A 14,464-nucleotide genomic window follows, 5' to 3' on the forward strand; every position below is an offset into this window, starting at 1 on the left:
CATTATGCGACCGGTCGTCTTATTTTGTAAATAAGTTTTTTCTAATTTAGAAGAATAACCGTTCGATCCTTACAAGTCGAGGTGGGAGACGGCGCTCTCTGACAATTTAAGCCTGTCAATTAACCGCTTTCGCGGCAACCTGACCTAGCTGATACTGCTTCTTACCCCATAACCCAGCACAGCAACCGCCAAACCTCAACAAATTAGCGCCTTTCGGCAAGGCAACTAGCGATTTTTCCCGCCTAATATGCTATTTTGAAGCCTCTGTTATTTTTCCCTACCCAACCAGCAACATGAGCATAAAATCAGACAAATGGATACGCCGCATGTCCGAGCAACACGGCATGATAGAGCCGTTTCAGGCCGGGCAAGTCCGTGAATCCGCGCAAGGCAGGATCATTTCTTACGGCACCTCCAGTTACGGCTACGACGTCCGTTGCTCCAACGAATTTAAAATCTTCACCAACATCAATTCCACCATCGTCGATCCCAAAGACTTTGACGAAGGCAGCTTCGTGGATGTGAAATCCGACGTCTGCATTATTCCGCCCAATTCGTTTGCGCTGGCGCGCACCGTGGAGTTTTTCCGGATTCCGCGCGATGTGCTCGTCATCTGCTTAGGGAAATCGACCTACGCTCGCTGCGGCATTATCGTCAACGTCACCCCGCTAGAACCAGAGTGGGAAGGCCATGTGACGCTGGAGTTTTCCAACACCACCCCGCTGCCAGCGAAAATCTACGCCAACGAAGGCGTCGCGCAGATGCTGTTTTTCGGCGGCGACGAAGTCTGCGAAACCTCTTATCGAGATCGCGGCGGCAAGTATCAAGGCCAAACCGGAGTAACCTTGCCCAAGGCTTGAGTGCCCGATTCCTTAAACGCCACATCAAATCCCACTAAATACATGATGCCGACCAGTCAAACCGAGACGCTCGACCAGTATTACCAACAAGTTCACGACATTATCCTGAAACGTCAGGATTGGATAAGCGGCCTGCTACCGGCCAGTACCGCCGTCACCACCCACGGCAATTACACGGATGCTTGGGTTCGCGACAATGTCTACAGCATCTTGGCAGCCTGGGGCCTGGGGCTGGCTTACCGCAAAATTGAAGGTCAACAGGAACGCACTTATTTATTGGAACAAAGCGTCGTCAAACTAATGCGCGGTCTGTTGACGGCGATGATGCGGCAAGCGGCGAAAGTGGAAAAGTTCAAGCACAGCCAGGACCCGCTGGACGCGCTGCACGCTAAATACAAGACCACCAGCGGCGAAGTGGTCGTCGGCGACAGCGAATGGGGCCATTTGCAACTGGACGCGACCTCCTTATTCTTGCTGATGCTGGCGCAAATGACTGCCTCCGGTTTGCGGATTGTGTTCAGCATCGACGAAGTCAATTTCGTGCAAAACCTGGTGCATTATGTCAGCCGCGCCTATCGCACACCGGATTACGGCATCTGGGAGCGCGGCAATAAGATGAATCACGGTCTGGCGGAATTGAACGCTAGTTCGATAGGCATGGCCAAAGCCGCGCTAGAAGCCATGTCCGGCTGCAATCTGTTCGGTAAGAACGGCGGCCAGACCGCGATCATTCACGTGATTAGCGACGACATTGCCCGCACCCGCATTACCCTGGAAGCCTTGCTGCCGCGCGAGTCTATCTCCAAGGAAGTCGATTCGGCGGTGCTCAGCGTCACCGGCTTTCCGGCCTTCGCGGTAGACAATAAAGCGCTACGCGAACGCACCGAGGCTTTGATTATCGACAAACTGCAAGGCCGTTACGGTTGCAAACGCTTCCTACTGGACGGCCATCAAACCGTCATCGAAGACCATCAGCGCCTGCATTACGAACCCAATGAGTTGAAACAATTCATGGACATCGAATGCGAATGGCCGCTGTTTTTCTGCTACTTACTACTAAATAAACTGTTTGCCGGCGACACCGACGGGGTGTGCGATTATCGACGCCGTCTGGAAGATCTGCTGGTCGAGCAGAACGGCCAATGGCTGTTGCCGGAACTTTACATCGTGCCGGAAAGTGCCATCGCCGCCGAAAAACGCCACCCGCACAGCCAAACTCGCGTTCCCAATGAAAATGTCCCGCTGGTTTGGGCGCAAAGCTTGTATATCTTGGGTGGACTGTTGCAAGACGGTTTGATTGGCCTGGACGACATCGACCCGCTGGGCCGTTACAAGGCCACCCGTTTGCACCCGAACTCCACCCTGCAGATTGCCCTGCTGGCCGAAGACGAACAGGTGCAAGACGAATTGCGTGAGCGCGGTATTCCGTCGCAAACTTTAACTGAAATCGCGCCTATCCAAGTGCGAGATGCCAGCGAATTAGCCGCTGCTTACACCCAAGTGGGCCGCAACGACCGCATTGGACTCACTGGACGACCCCTAAGACAATTACGCACGCTAGCCACCTCCAAGCTTTACGTGCTGGCGGGCGAGCCTTTATTGTTTTTACCGCAATTCATGAACCAAAAAGGTTTTTATATTGCCATGGACAACCAGTTGCTGATTCAACGGCTGCGCACTGAACTGGCCTACATTATCCGCCACTGGGACAATCCCGCTCAGCCCTTGTTGGTCATCAACATCAAGCACAACATGCTCGGCAACGAAGACCGCCAAGTATTGTTGGGTTTTATCGAGCAACTCAGCCAAGGCAATGTGCAAGGCACACCGGTGAAACTGGGACGCTTGACTGATTTTGTGCAAACGGCCAGCCACGAAAAAATCGGCAACTTACATGGCTTTAGCTTTTCGGAAGCGAGTTGGGAAGAGGTCGAACGGCCTTTCGCTAATTTGCTGGCCCACGACGACCAAGCGCCACAAGCACTGGATAGCTTCGTATTGACCGAGTGGGAAATTGGTGACGACGGCCAATTAGTGAAGCGTTTGCGAGATAATCCCAATCTCTACGCGCAACTTGAAGCCCTCACCTTGCTCTGCCAACGCCACGGACTTGATTACGACACTGGCTTACGCAACGACGAAAACCAGCCAGGGTACGTGCGCGACTTGCTAGAAGAAGTGTATGCCCGAGCCGGCGACCGCCACGCTTGGTATGTGGTGCGGCGTTGCGCCAGCTTACTGGGCAAGTACGATATCAACCTGGAACAAGCCGCCACCGAGATTCTGGTGCGCCAGCATGGCTTGACGGTAGGCCGCGCTTACAGCGGCAAAGCCACCTTGCGCCGCCCCACCGACTCCTGGCAAATCCTGGACACTATCCGCACCTTTAACCCCAACGACAATAGCCAGCAAATCATCGTCCAGGAGTTGATCATCTACCTGGGCATGCTGATCAAGTTAAAGCCGGAATTGTTCGCCGATATGCACACCATTCGCGTCGGCCACATTCTGCAATTGATCATTGCCAGACAAAAACGCCTGAGCAGCACCTCGCTGGACCAGGCGTTTAGCGATATTTTGTCGCTGCCGCCACATCAGTTGGCGGACCTGTTGCAGGAAACCCTGGAAGATTACAACAACAGCGAAAACCAGCTGGGACAAGTCGAAACCTTGCATTGCGAAGGCCCGCAGCGCGATCTGACCGCCGCGCGCTTTCCGGAGTCGATGAATCCGAAAGACCGCGGCGATGCCGACGATTGGTATGCCTGGCGTGAACAGCAAGGCAGCGTCGGCCGCGAGAACGAAGCCTTCTTCGCTGGCGTATGGGAGTTGTTGCATCACTGCAAGGGTTTGATGGTCGGCGAAAAATACAACAGCAAACGCCGGATCGACAGCGAGATCATGCTGGCACAGATGACCGCCGGCGAACAAAGCTTTAGATTACATATCAACCATATTCTGAATAAAATTCAGGCGCCGGTGTATCGGCAATTGAGCGTGGAAGCCCTGCGAGCCTTGGCATCCATCGTTCGCGATTATCCCGATCTTTACATTGACGACACCTTGGTCACGGATATTTTGATCGGACATGCGGTCAGAATTAGCTGGCTACAACAGCACCCGCACTACCGCGACCACTACGAAGAATGCGTGTCGCTGGCTTGGCAAGCGTTTTACCAACTGCCGCCGCATGCGCTGGCCAACGCGATACTCGATGCCTTGATCCACTTGCTCAACAACGCCACCCCAACCTCATGAGGACGCATATGATTCTAGCCGGCGACATCGGCGGAACCAAAACGGTTCTGGCCTTACTCGACAGACAAGCCGACGGCACGCTGAGCTGTTTGCAGGAACAAACTTTTGCCAGCGGCGAGTTTCAGACTTTTGAGGAAATCCTGGATCTGTTTTTGACCGACACCCCAACGGTGGCATCGGCTTGCTTCGGTATTGCCGGACCCGTCGTCAATCAACGCTGCCAGACCACCAATCTGCCCTGGCTATTGGATGGCGCACAACTTAAAGCTCGACTGGGCACCGACCGGGTGAAATTGCTGAACGATCTGGAAGCCATGGCAATCGGCATGCTGCACCTACAGGAACAGGACTTCGTCGAGCTAAATCCCAACGCCGAGCCGCAAATCGGCAATATTGCGGTGATCGCCGCCGGCACCGGTTTGGGCGAAGCGATGCTGCATTGGGACGGCGAACAGTATCACCCCATCGCCACAGAGGGCGGTCATTGCGATTTTGCCCCGCAAAACCCGCAACAAGATCAACTGCTGACTTTCCTGCGCGGCCGTTATCCTGCGCATGTCAGCTGCGAACGGATATTGTCCGGTATCGGCTTCAGTAATATCTACGACTTCCTGGTCCAAGCCCGCTTCGCCCCGCCCTGCCCGGCGGTGCCCGCACCCGCCAATGCCAGCGGCGTTGATCGCAATGCGCTGATTTCGCGCTTGGGCGTGGACGACGAAGATCCCTTGTGCCGCGAAACCGTGCGCTTGTTTGCGGAACTTTACGGCGCCGAAGCGGGTAACTTGGCCTTAAAAGCCTTCGCTACCGGCGGCGTATTCATCGGCGGCGGCATCGGCCCCAAAATCAGATCGGTGCTGGAATCCGGGGAATTTATCCAGGCTTTTGTCGCCAAAGGCCGGTTTCAGCCCATGCTCGCCAAATTATCGGTCAAACTGGCTTTGAATCCGCGCACACCTTTGCTGGGAGCAATGCACTACTTTGCCGCGCAATAAGCATTTCGTATCAAGCTATAGAAAAAGGTACGGCAGCGTCGGAATCGGCTAGGCTTATAAATCAACCTTTTAAATATGCCTTTGCTAGATTTACTTGCTAGCAGTGTAGCCGAGTCATGGTCCAACCCAAGCAGAAACAAGCCAGTTTGCAAAAATCGCTATCAATCCTTCAAGCCGCGCTCGACTCCAGCACCGACGCTATATTGGTAGTCGATCTGTTCGGCAAGATCGCCACTTTCAACCCGCAATTCATGCGGATTTGGGGCATCACGCCAGGTTCTTTAAAGATCGGCGACGATGAGAAATCCCTGAGCTATGCCCTGAAACTGCTAAAAGACCGAACCGCCTTCCTAAACCGAATCGAAGAGATTTATAAATACCCTAAGCAACGTTACGCCAGCGAACTGGAGTTTAAAGACGGCCGCTTTATCGAAAGCTATTGCCAACCACAATATCTGGACGGACAACCGGCGGGCCGGGTTTGGAGTTTTCGGGACATCACCGAGCAAAAAAACTCGCGCAGGCGCTTAGCCCAATTAAGCTTTGGTATGGATCAAATGCATGACAGCGCTTATTTGATTACCGAGAATGCCAGCTTCATTTATATCAACAACCAATCCTGCAAGGCTTTGGGCTATAGTCATCAAGAGCTGCTGCGCTTGAGCGTATTCGATGTAGACCCTTGCTTTCCGCGCCAAGTCTGGGCCGCGCACTGGGCGGAGCTGAAAATTAAGCGCTCGAACAAGTTGGAAACCATCCACAAAACCAAGGATGGCAGGTTGTTTCCGGTGGAAGTCGTGGCCAATTATTTTGAATACGCCAATGTCGGTTATAACTTGGCTATTGCTCGGGACATTAGCGAACGTAAGCGTATCGAAGAAGCCCTGCAACAGGCCGCACTGATTTATCAAAACAGCAGCGAAGCCATGTTGTTGGCAGACTCGGATGATCGCATCCTGACAGTCAACGCCGCCTTCACCACCATTACCGGCTACCAATCCGATGAAGTAGTCGGTAAGCACATTGGCATTTTAAACAGCAGCATCCACAGCGAAGCTATGTGGCAAGCCATTCATAGCAAGGGCAGCTGGCAAGGCGAAATTTGGGACAAACGTAAGAACGGCGAGTTATACGCCAAGTGGTTAACCGTCAATACCATCTTTGATGCTCAACAGACCATGCAGCGGCGGGTGGCTTTGTTTTCCGATATTACCGAAAAGAAAAAAACCGAAGGCGTGATCTGGCAACAAGCCAATTTCGACCCATTAACCCAATTGCCGAATCGGCGCATGTTTTACGACCGGCTGAGTCAGGAGATCAAAAAAGCCCACCGGGAACACAAGCGTCTGGCGCTGTTGTTTATCGACCTGGACTTATTCAAGGAAGTGAACGACACCCTGGGACACGACATGGGCGACGAGCTGCTGCAAATTGCCGCCCAACGGATTTTGACCAGCGTGCGGGAAACCGACACGGTAGCCCGCCTGGGCGGCGACGAGTTTACTGTGATTCTGAGCGATGTCGGCGACCCCGACAACGCCGAGCGTATAGCCGGCAAGCTGTTGCACAAAATGACGGAATGTTTTCAGTTGGGTAACGAAATTGCTTATATTTCCACCAGTATCGGCATCGCTTTTTTCCCGGATGACGCCGACAACCTGAAATCGCTGTTAAAGCATGCGGACCAGGCGATGTATGCCGCCAAGCGCCAGGGCCGGAACCAATATTGTTTTTTCATCCCTACCATGCAGGAATCCGCACAAGCGCGGCTGCGGCTCAGTAACGACCTACGACAGGCTCTGGCCGGGCAGCAGTTTTATTTGTGCTACCAACCCATCGTCGAACTCGCTACTAATACTGTACGCAAAGCGGAAGCGCTGATCCGCTGGCAACATCCAACACGCGGCCTGATCAACCCAGCGGATTTTATTCCGATTGCCGAAGAAACCGGTTTGATCAGCAGCATCGGGAATTGGATTTTTCAGGAAGCCGCCGAGCAAACCAGCCGCTGGCGGCAATCGATACACGAAAAATTCCAGATCAGTATCAATAAATCGCCGGTGCAGTTTCGGAATGAACGCGACAGTCATCGCGATTGGCTGGATAGGCTGGAGGCACTGAGTCTTTCCGGGCAAAGTGTCGTCATCGAAATTACCGAAGGTCTGTTACTGGATGCCAATAGCAGCGTGGCCGAGCAACTGTTGTCGTTCCGCGACGCCGGCATTCAGGTGTCGCTGGATGATTTCGGCACCGGCTATTCCTCGTTGTCTTATCTGAAAAAATTCGACATCGATTATCTGAAAATAGATCAGAGCTTCGTCCGCAATCTGGCGACCGGCTCCGATGACATGGCCTTATGCGAGGCGATCATCGTGATGGCTCACAAATTGGGCATAAAAGTGATTGCCGAAGGCATAGAAACCTCAAGCCAACGGGATTTGCTTACTGCGGCAGGTTGCGATTTTGGACAGGGTTATTTGTTCGCCAAACCGTTACCGGCCCAGGAATTTGAGCAATTGTTTGCCGATTGCAAGCTTTGAAAGATCGGCAGCGGAGGGAGTAAGGGAAGTATGCCAAGCAGGCATGAACATCGAAAACAGTTTAGTTGGGAGCCACCGAGAAAACACGTCTTCCGGTGGCAGCCGTTAATCAATCCGGATTGGATTAATTAGATGCGTCCTTAGTGAGCGGCGCTGTAAACTTTCATCATTTCTTTGTAAAGGTCCAGAGTCGCTTTCAAGCTGGCTACGGCGTTGGCATCACCTTTTTCGATCTCATCGCGGGCAACTTTCAGTTTGTCGCCAGCTCTTTGACGCAAACGCTCGGTTTGCTCATAACGGAACTCTTTTTGCGACTGGCGAACGTCGCCCAGCGCTTTCAAAGTACCTTCTTTGTCGCCTTTTTCCAACAAGCTTACAGCTTCTTCTACTTTGGCAACGGTAGCTTCACCGGCTGCACGTACTTTGGCGTCGCCAGCGCTGTTTGCATTAGCGGATGTGGAAACCAATGCTGCGGCGATCACCAAAAATGAAGCCAAGGTTTTTTTTACTGTGTTCATACAAATCCTATCAATTGATAACTAAGTGTTTTTTTAAACCACATTAAAATTACAAATTTATGACTGTATATTTTAATCCGGTTGCTTGCTCAAAGCCTTTTCATCCTACCATAGATTCTGAAAATAGCAGCAAAACCGGGAAAAATAGCCTAATTACCACAAATATTAAGAGGTATAATTTATTGCGACGCCAAGCCGGCAATATGTTTGATAAAGCCGGCTTCATTGACGAAGGTAATATCGTACATTTTAGTCAATCCCAACACCTGCTCATCACTAACACCCAAGACCAGTAACAGAAAGTTTTCCTTGGCAATATCCAGCCTGCGCCGCATTTTGCAGTACTTGTCGATAAAGGAACGAAATTCTCCGGATTTACATTCTATAAATACCGGTATACGCCCATTAATTAGAAAAAATACATCCACTTCATATTTATCTTCGTTCGCAAACTGAATATTAAAGCTTCTTAAGCAAGAGAAAAGCCCTTTGCTTTCGTAGAAATGTTTCAGCAATTTCATAAACACGTACCACTCCAACCATTCACCATTAAAAAACCCGACAATGGCCGACATACTCTGTAATGTCAGATGGACTCTCTTTTCATTTTTATTATAAAAATACTTGGCGACAAACGAGAATTCGTAAAGGTTTTTACAAAAGCCGGTAATGGTTTTAATTTGATTTTGACTGTAATCGCTTAAATTCAAAACAACCGATGCGTAGTTATTTCTTTGGGCTTTCCTAATTCTATCCAGTACATCCTGCAAAACCGGAAAGTTATCGCCCAATTCAACCGCTACTTCATCATAAAAACCTTGCGTATCCAAGGCGTTATGATTTACTTCGACCTGGATATTTTTACGTTCGAACCAGCTGATGATGGGTTTGTACTGCATACTGTTAGTCATCACAGCAGTGTTGTGCAAATCCACCTCTTCGTCTTTAGGCAAGCGAATATCGGATGGCGCCATTTCCGTTACAGGATTACTCGCCTGTTCCAACTCACGGTATTTAGCCAGTAGCACCCCGTATTTATCGATCAGTTTCTTCACAAAAACCACGGTATCGTGAATTGCCGAGGCTTGTTCGCAAACCGGACACTTAACCGTTTTGCCCACATGCTCGTTCGTCACCTCACGTAAATAGGCACAATTGTTACAGCGCAGAATTGCCATATGGCGTCCTTGAATATTTATTACGGTAATGAATGTACTTGGCTAAATTCAAAATAACCACGCAATCAGCTTGCACTAAAAACTGGCGTTTAGCTCACTGAAGAGCCGCATCTTGACGCTAACAATCCACCCTGAACCTAACGGATAACGCCGGCCGCCGTGTCACAAATCACCCCATCGGTCTGGCAATTGTAGACATGCCTGCACAGACCTCAACCTGAAAATACGGCAAAAAATCCTATCTAACTGATATAAAACAAAAAACCAGATGCGCCGGTTATTTTTGAATCTGGATCAAAATTTGCTGAGAAGTTTAAAACGGCTGCACAAGCCTTATCCCGCACTCTCGATCACAGGTGATTTATGAGCAAAATCGGCATTTTTTTCGGAACGGATACCGGCAGCACCCGACTGGTGGCAAAAAAAATTTTTAGTCTGTTGGGCGAAGAGCTGGCCGACAAGCCCAAAAATATCAATCGAGTAAAACCCGAAGAATTATTGCAGTACGACGCGCTGATTTTAGGCACCCCGAGCTATGGCATAGGCGACTTGCCGGGCCTGGGAGCCGGATGCCAGGAACGCAGCTGGCAAGAGTTCGTACCTTCCCTGGACGGCGCCGATCTCTCCGGCAAACGCATCGCGCTGTTCGGCTTGGGCCATCAAGAACGCTACGCTTCGCGTTTCGCCAGCTCGCTGATCCAGCTTTACCGGGTGTTTTACGGCTACGGTGCCGAAATGATCGGCCGCTGGAGTACCGAAGGCTACACTTTCGAACATTCCGACTCGATAATCGACAACCAATTCGTCGGCCTAGTGCTGGATCAACGCGGTCAACCGCATTTGACCGACGAGCGCATTCGAATCTGGCTGGCGCAAATCACGCCACAGCTACTGCCGGTCTTAGCGGAGGCCGCCTAAATGGTGGCCTCATCCCTAGCAGAGCACGATTCCGTGGATCTAACCCCGTTAGCCGACTGCTCGACTTGTACTTACCGGGATAGCTTATTGGCTGCCGGCACTTGCAAACCGGGCGACCGCTGTGTGGTCGCCGAAAGCGGCCGGCAAATCGACCGTTTTTTTAAAGTTCATCCGGGCTTCGCGCCGAATTACGCCAATGATCCGTTCTGGGAACGCCGGGCAATCGCCGCCCGCTATCTCCCCACCAATCATTTACGCCCGCTACTAACCGATCCCGACGAAGCGGTGCGCCGGGTATTGGCCTACCGCATCCCCGTTGACTGGCTACTGGAGCTGAGTCAGGACAGCGACAGAGAAGTCCGGGTCACCGTAGCTGATCGTCTGCCCGAAACGCAACTTGAACTGATGGCCAACGACCCGGATTATTTGGTGCGAACCTACGTGGCCAAGCGCTTGCCCGCCGGGCGGCTGTTCCGCCTGGTCGCCGACCCGGACAATGAGGTGCGCCGCACCGTCGCCGAACGCATACCCAGTGTCAGTTTGGGCTTGATGGCCGAAGATCACGAAGTCAACATCCGCCGCATCGTCGCGCAGCGCATGGACGTCGACGATCTGGTCATGATGAGTAAAGACGAAGACTGGACCGTACGTTACGAGGTGGCCTTGCGCGCCGAGCCGGAACTGCTGAAACAGATGCTCGACGATGCCGACGAAGAAGTCAGCTTTACCGCCCGCGAGCGCTGGGAAGCCCTAACCATGGAGACGGCGCATGCAGCAAACTGAACACATCGTCGGCCTGACTTATGCGGATCGATTGCGCATGGCGACCGAATCTCGCCATCAAGCGCTGCAGGAACAACTGGGTTCTGAATTGGCGGCCCTGACCTCGCTGATGGGGCCGATGAGCGACGGGCCGGAATGGCCGGCCGGCGCAGCCTGGCTGGCGGCACGGCATGGCCAGAACGCCTGCGTGATCTCGGATGGTTTATCCGATCCCTGGGTTGAGCGCGACCGACCGGAAACCGGCCTGGGCCTGGAAGTGTTTATCGAAAGTCCGGACTCCGGCACCGCCACCGATGCGCCGCTCAGCAAACTCGCCGACACCTGGTTATTTCCTTTAACCGCCGAAGTTAGCCACACCCTGGCCGGCTTTCCGCGTTTGAGCGAACGGCTGTTGAACGGCGAGCTATTATCGATGGAATTCGCAATCGACCATATCAAGGACGGCCGCGGGCAAATCGGCGCACTGCTAGGCGCTAACAGCGAACCTGGCAAAACCCTAGCGCTGGCGGGTGGAGAGATAAAACTGGTTGCCATCACCTTGCTGACCGGTAGCGAATTGAAGTATCTGCGCGGCAAAGGCGAACTAGCCCGTCACGAATTGGCCGACAAACTGAAAACCGCCGGTGTCGGCCATCTGTCCTTACTCCACCGCCCTTCTCTGGTCTGATCTGTATGCCTCTTACGCCCGAAATAGATGCCTGGCTACTGGAAAATGGCTTTCAATTAGGCCTCAACCCACACGGCAAACACCCATTGATTCTGTCCGCCCAACAAGGCCGGAGCGACGTGCTGACCTATCTGTTGGAGCAAGGTGCAGATCTTACGGCGCTGGACACTTACGGCAACAACGCGCTGTGGGCCGCATGTTTTGCCGAAGCCGGCGATTGCATCGGCTTGTTACTGGGAGCCGGCATCGATATTAACTATCAAAACCCGAGCGGTGCCAGCGCGCTGACTTATGCATCATCCAGTGGCAAGCACGCGGTGGTCAAGCAATTACTGGAAGCCGGCGCCGATCCGCTACTGACCACGCAGGACGATTTCAGCGCGCTGGACCTAGCCGCCAATCGCCAATGTTTGCAGTTGTTGCGTAGTGCGATGAAAGCCGTGCAGGCATAGCGTAACCGGACATTATTCACTCTTACCCTAAATAGTGGCACTCTCGCGAAGGCGGGAGACCAGCAGCTACGCTGGAGTGGTTGCGCCGTCTCACAACCTTCCAGCCTTACCTGCGCGTATCGGGATCGCATGCAATAACAGCGCTACACCCGCATGCTTAGCCACCAATCTAAACCCTAAGCCGGAGTCCGCCTATTGCCGCGATCCCAGCGCGGGCATAGAATGCGGCCTTTCTCAACATACTCCGAGGACGCACCATGTCAGACTCTTATTGGTTTAGAACCGGCGAAGCCACCGTATTTTCCAGCGAAGGGCAAGGTACCGACGCCATGCCGGAAATTCTGATTGGCGACGTCAAAGGCCCGGCCGGCCATGCTTTTGCCAATCTGATGGGCCAAACCGCCGGCCACACGCGCATGTTTGCGATCCGCGCCACCAACCAACAAGTGCGTCCGGCCACCATCATGGTGCCGAAAGTCACAATCAAATCCTCGGCTTACGTCAATTTGTTGGGCGGTCCGGTACAGTCGGCGGTCGCCGACGCAGTCATCGATAGCGTCGCCGACGGCGTCATTCCGCGCCTGCAAGCCAACGAGTTGTGCATCATCGCCATGATCTGGATAGATCCCTCCTGCGCGGAAAACCCAGAGCTGGACCGCAAGGATTTGTACCGCACCAACTATGAAGCCATGAAGCTGGCAATTTCCCGAGCGATGAGCAACTCGCCGAGCATCGACGAATTGATCGCCAACCGCCACAAAATATTCCACGAAATGTACGACCCGGAAACTGGCGAATCACAGTGGTAGGCTTATAAAGCAATTCCTAAGGTTGCCGCAATAGCGGCAACCTGACTGCTTGATTCATCATAGAAGCGTATTGTCCAAGCATCATCGCATTCACAGGCTAATCCGCCCGCTCTGCAGCCTAATCCCTTTGCCACCTCCAGCAAGCAGTGTTATTATCCCGCGCCGTATCCGCCCGCACCGCAGCGAGCGATTCGCGTCAACGGAGACGCAAGAGGCTGGTTTTCAAGTTTATACGTTCGCCCTCCGCTTTGTTAAAATCCGCCGATTTTTTTGCCCTCGCGGCCAGCCCAGTTTGCTAGGGTGTAATATCCATGCCGCTCGTTCCAATTCCGCAGAGTTTGACCACATGCCAACCCAACCGCTCGAAACGCTGTTCCGCTCAGAAGTTCTCTCCATGTCGGCCTACCATGTCGCCGATGCCAGTAACTTCATCAAACTCGATGCCATGGAAAATCCTTATAGCTGGCCGGAAGACATTCAAACACGCTGGTTGGAATCACTGAAAACCTGCCCGATCAACCGCTACCCGGACCCGGAAGCCAAGGCCCTGGCGGCCGCATTGCGCCGAGCGAACGGCATACCGGAGCAAGCGGCCTTGCTGCTCGGCAACGGCTCGGACGAGATCATTCAAATATTGCTGATGGCTCTGAGCGCCGATGCCACTGTGTTGGCACCGGAACCCGGATTTGTGATGTACAAGCAAGTGGCGCAAAGCCTGGGCCTGCGTTACCTTGGCGTGCCGTTGCAGGCAAACAGTTTTGAACTGGACATGCCGGCTATGCGCGCAGCGATTGCCGAATCGCGACCCTCCCTGATTTTTATCGCCTATCCCAACAACCCCACCGGCAACTTATTCGATGCCGACGCCATCAAGGAAATACTCAGCCTTGCACCGGGCTTGGTCGTGGTCGACGAAGCGTATGCGCCGTTTGCCGACGCCAGTTTTATCGGCGAGCTAGGACATTATCCTAATTTACTGGTGATGCGTACCGTTTCCAAACTGGGGCTGGCCGGCTTACGCCTGGGGTTTCTGGCCGGCGATGCGGCCATTGTGGAGCAGCTGCATAAAGTCCGCTTACCATACAATATCAATAGTCTGACCCAAATCACGGTGGGCTTTGCGTTGGATCATGGCGAGTTTCTGTTAGAACAAACCCAAACGCTGCGAGCGGAGCGCGCTTTAGTTCTTCAAGCCTTAGACGAGACACCCGGCGTCCACGCCTACCCCAGCGCCGCTAACTTCATATTGTTCCGCACCCTCAACAAAGCCGCAGACGACGTATTTGCTTCATTGAAGTCGCAAGGCGTGTTGATCAAGAATCTGTCCCCGCAAGGCGGGCTGTTACACAATTGCCTGCGCGTCACCATCGGGAAACCGGAAGAAAATCAAGCCTTTCTAAACGCGCTGGCAGTTGCTTTAAAGTGATAATTCTCAGCATCCGCAAACGCCTGAAACCCTTGAATAGCGCTGTCGCAAGAACAATTTCAA

At 52.9% G+C, this 14,464-nt stretch carries 12 protein-coding genes; 10 read left to right on the top strand and 2 right to left on the bottom strand.

What is annotated here, in order from left to right; all coding sequences use genetic code 11:
• The first annotated feature begins 293 nt into the window (after nt 1–293).
• The 4 genes from dcd (at nt 294) to DDY07_RS16575 (ending at nt 7,650) form a co-directional block, all read left to right on the top strand.
• Nucleotides 294–860 carry a dCTP deaminase gene (dcd, locus tag DDY07_RS16560; protein WP_062328840.1) on the top strand — a complete coding sequence of 189 codons (567 nt, stop codon included), beginning with the start codon at nt 294–296 and terminating at the stop codon, nt 858–860.
• Nucleotides 861–902: 42 nt separating this feature from the next.
• A complete protein-coding gene (locus tag DDY07_RS16565) occupies nt 903–4,118 on the top strand; it encodes a glycoside hydrolase family 15 protein (protein ID WP_171696666.1) in 3,216 nt (1,071 codons plus the stop codon).
• 8 nt (nt 4,119–4,126) lie between these two features.
• Nucleotides 4,127–5,110, top strand: a complete 984-nt coding sequence (gene glk, locus DDY07_RS16570; RefSeq protein WP_171696667.1) for a glucokinase — start codon at nt 4,127–4,129, stop codon at nt 5,108–5,110.
• Nucleotides 5,111–5,226: 116 nt separating this feature from the next.
• On the top strand, nt 5,227–7,650 hold the full coding sequence (locus tag DDY07_RS16575) for an EAL domain-containing protein (protein WP_171696668.1): 2,424 nt from the start codon (nt 5,227–5,229) through the stop codon (nt 7,648–7,650).
• Nucleotides 7,651–7,790: 140 nt separating this feature from the next.
• Here DDY07_RS16575 and DDY07_RS16580 read toward each other — a convergent pair whose 3' ends face one another.
• Together DDY07_RS16580 and DDY07_RS16585 are read right to left on the bottom strand one after the other, a co-directional pair.
• A complete protein-coding gene (locus DDY07_RS16580) occupies nt 7,791–8,168 on the bottom strand; it encodes a hypothetical protein (protein ID WP_033155869.1) in 378 nt (125 codons plus the stop codon).
• A 179-nt stretch (nt 8,169–8,347) separates the two neighbouring features.
• Nucleotides 8,348–9,346, bottom strand: coding sequence for a hypothetical protein (locus tag DDY07_RS16585; RefSeq protein ID WP_171696669.1), 999 nt, complete (start codon nt 9,344–9,346; stop codon nt 8,348–8,350).
• A gap of 363 nt (nt 9,347–9,709) precedes the next feature.
• On the opposite strand from DDY07_RS16585, the gene DDY07_RS16590 reads away from it, so the two are divergent.
• The 6 genes from DDY07_RS16590 (at nt 9,710) to hisC (ending at nt 14,401) form a co-directional block, all read left to right on the top strand.
• Nucleotides 9,710–10,264, top strand: coding sequence for a flavodoxin (locus DDY07_RS16590; protein ID WP_171696670.1), 555 nt, complete (start codon nt 9,710–9,712; stop codon nt 10,262–10,264).
• The gene (locus DDY07_RS16595) at nt 10,265–11,047 is read left to right on the top strand and encodes a 4Fe4S-binding leucine-rich repeat protein (protein ID WP_101051995.1); all 783 of its coding nucleotides are present in this window, start codon (nt 10,265–10,267) and stop codon (nt 11,045–11,047) included.
• Nucleotides 11,034–11,714 carry a hypothetical protein gene (locus DDY07_RS16600; protein ID WP_171696671.1) on the top strand — a complete coding sequence of 227 codons (681 nt, stop codon included), beginning with the start codon at nt 11,034–11,036 and terminating at the stop codon, nt 11,712–11,714. The genes DDY07_RS16595 and DDY07_RS16600 overlap by 14 nt, the downstream gene beginning before the upstream one ends.
• A gap of 5 nt (nt 11,715–11,719) precedes the next feature.
• On the top strand, nt 11,720–12,166 hold the full coding sequence (locus DDY07_RS16605; protein ID WP_171696672.1) for an ankyrin repeat domain-containing protein: 447 nt from the start codon (nt 11,720–11,722) through the stop codon (nt 12,164–12,166).
• A 257-nt stretch (nt 12,167–12,423) separates the two neighbouring features.
• Complete coding sequence (gene fae, locus DDY07_RS16610) at nt 12,424–12,975, top strand: formaldehyde-activating enzyme (protein WP_171696673.1); 552 nt, start codon at nt 12,424–12,426, stop codon at nt 12,973–12,975.
• 346 nt (nt 12,976–13,321) lie between these two features.
• Nucleotides 13,322–14,401, top strand: a complete 1,080-nt coding sequence (gene hisC / locus DDY07_RS16615) for a histidinol-phosphate transaminase (protein ID WP_171696674.1) — start codon at nt 13,322–13,324, stop codon at nt 14,399–14,401.
• Nucleotides 14,402–14,464 lie beyond the last annotated feature (63 nt).

This window comes from Methylomonas sp. ZR1, from assembly GCF_013141865.1.
Taxonomy (GTDB): domain Bacteria; phylum Pseudomonadota; class Gammaproteobacteria; order Methylococcales; family Methylomonadaceae; genus Methylomonas.

What these genes read in the sequence shown, in the direction of transcription:
- dcd (WP_062328840.1), top strand. Translation starts at nt 294, where the DNA reads ATGAGCATAAAATCAGACAAATGGATACGCCGCATGTCCGAGCAACAC.
- DDY07_RS16565 (WP_171696666.1), top strand. Translation starts at nt 903, where the DNA reads ATGATGCCGACCAGTCAAACCGAGACGCTCGACCAGTATTACCAACAA.
- glk (WP_171696667.1), top strand. Translation starts at nt 4,127, where the DNA reads ATGATTCTAGCCGGCGACATCGGCGGAACCAAAACGGTTCTGGCCTTA.
- DDY07_RS16575 (WP_171696668.1), top strand. Translation starts at nt 5,227, where the DNA reads ATGGTCCAACCCAAGCAGAAACAAGCCAGTTTGCAAAAATCGCTATCA.
- DDY07_RS16580 (WP_033155869.1), bottom strand. Translation starts at nt 8,168, where the DNA reads ATGAACACAGTAAAAAAAACCTTGGCTTCATTTTTGGTGATCGCCGCA.
- DDY07_RS16585 (WP_171696669.1), bottom strand. Translation starts at nt 9,346, where the DNA reads ATGGCAATTCTGCGCTGTAACAATTGTGCCTATTTACGTGAGGTGACG.
- DDY07_RS16590 (WP_171696670.1), top strand. Translation starts at nt 9,710, where the DNA reads ATGAGCAAAATCGGCATTTTTTTCGGAACGGATACCGGCAGCACCCGA.
- DDY07_RS16595 (WP_101051995.1), top strand. Translation starts at nt 10,265, where the DNA reads ATGGTGGCCTCATCCCTAGCAGAGCACGATTCCGTGGATCTAACCCCG.
- DDY07_RS16600 (WP_171696671.1), top strand. Translation starts at nt 11,034, where the DNA reads ATGCAGCAAACTGAACACATCGTCGGCCTGACTTATGCGGATCGATTG.
- DDY07_RS16605 (WP_171696672.1), top strand. Translation starts at nt 11,720, where the DNA reads ATGCCTCTTACGCCCGAAATAGATGCCTGGCTACTGGAAAATGGCTTT.
- fae (WP_171696673.1), top strand. Translation starts at nt 12,424, where the DNA reads ATGTCAGACTCTTATTGGTTTAGAACCGGCGAAGCCACCGTATTTTCC.
- hisC (WP_171696674.1), top strand. Translation starts at nt 13,322, where the DNA reads ATGCCAACCCAACCGCTCGAAACGCTGTTCCGCTCAGAAGTTCTCTCC.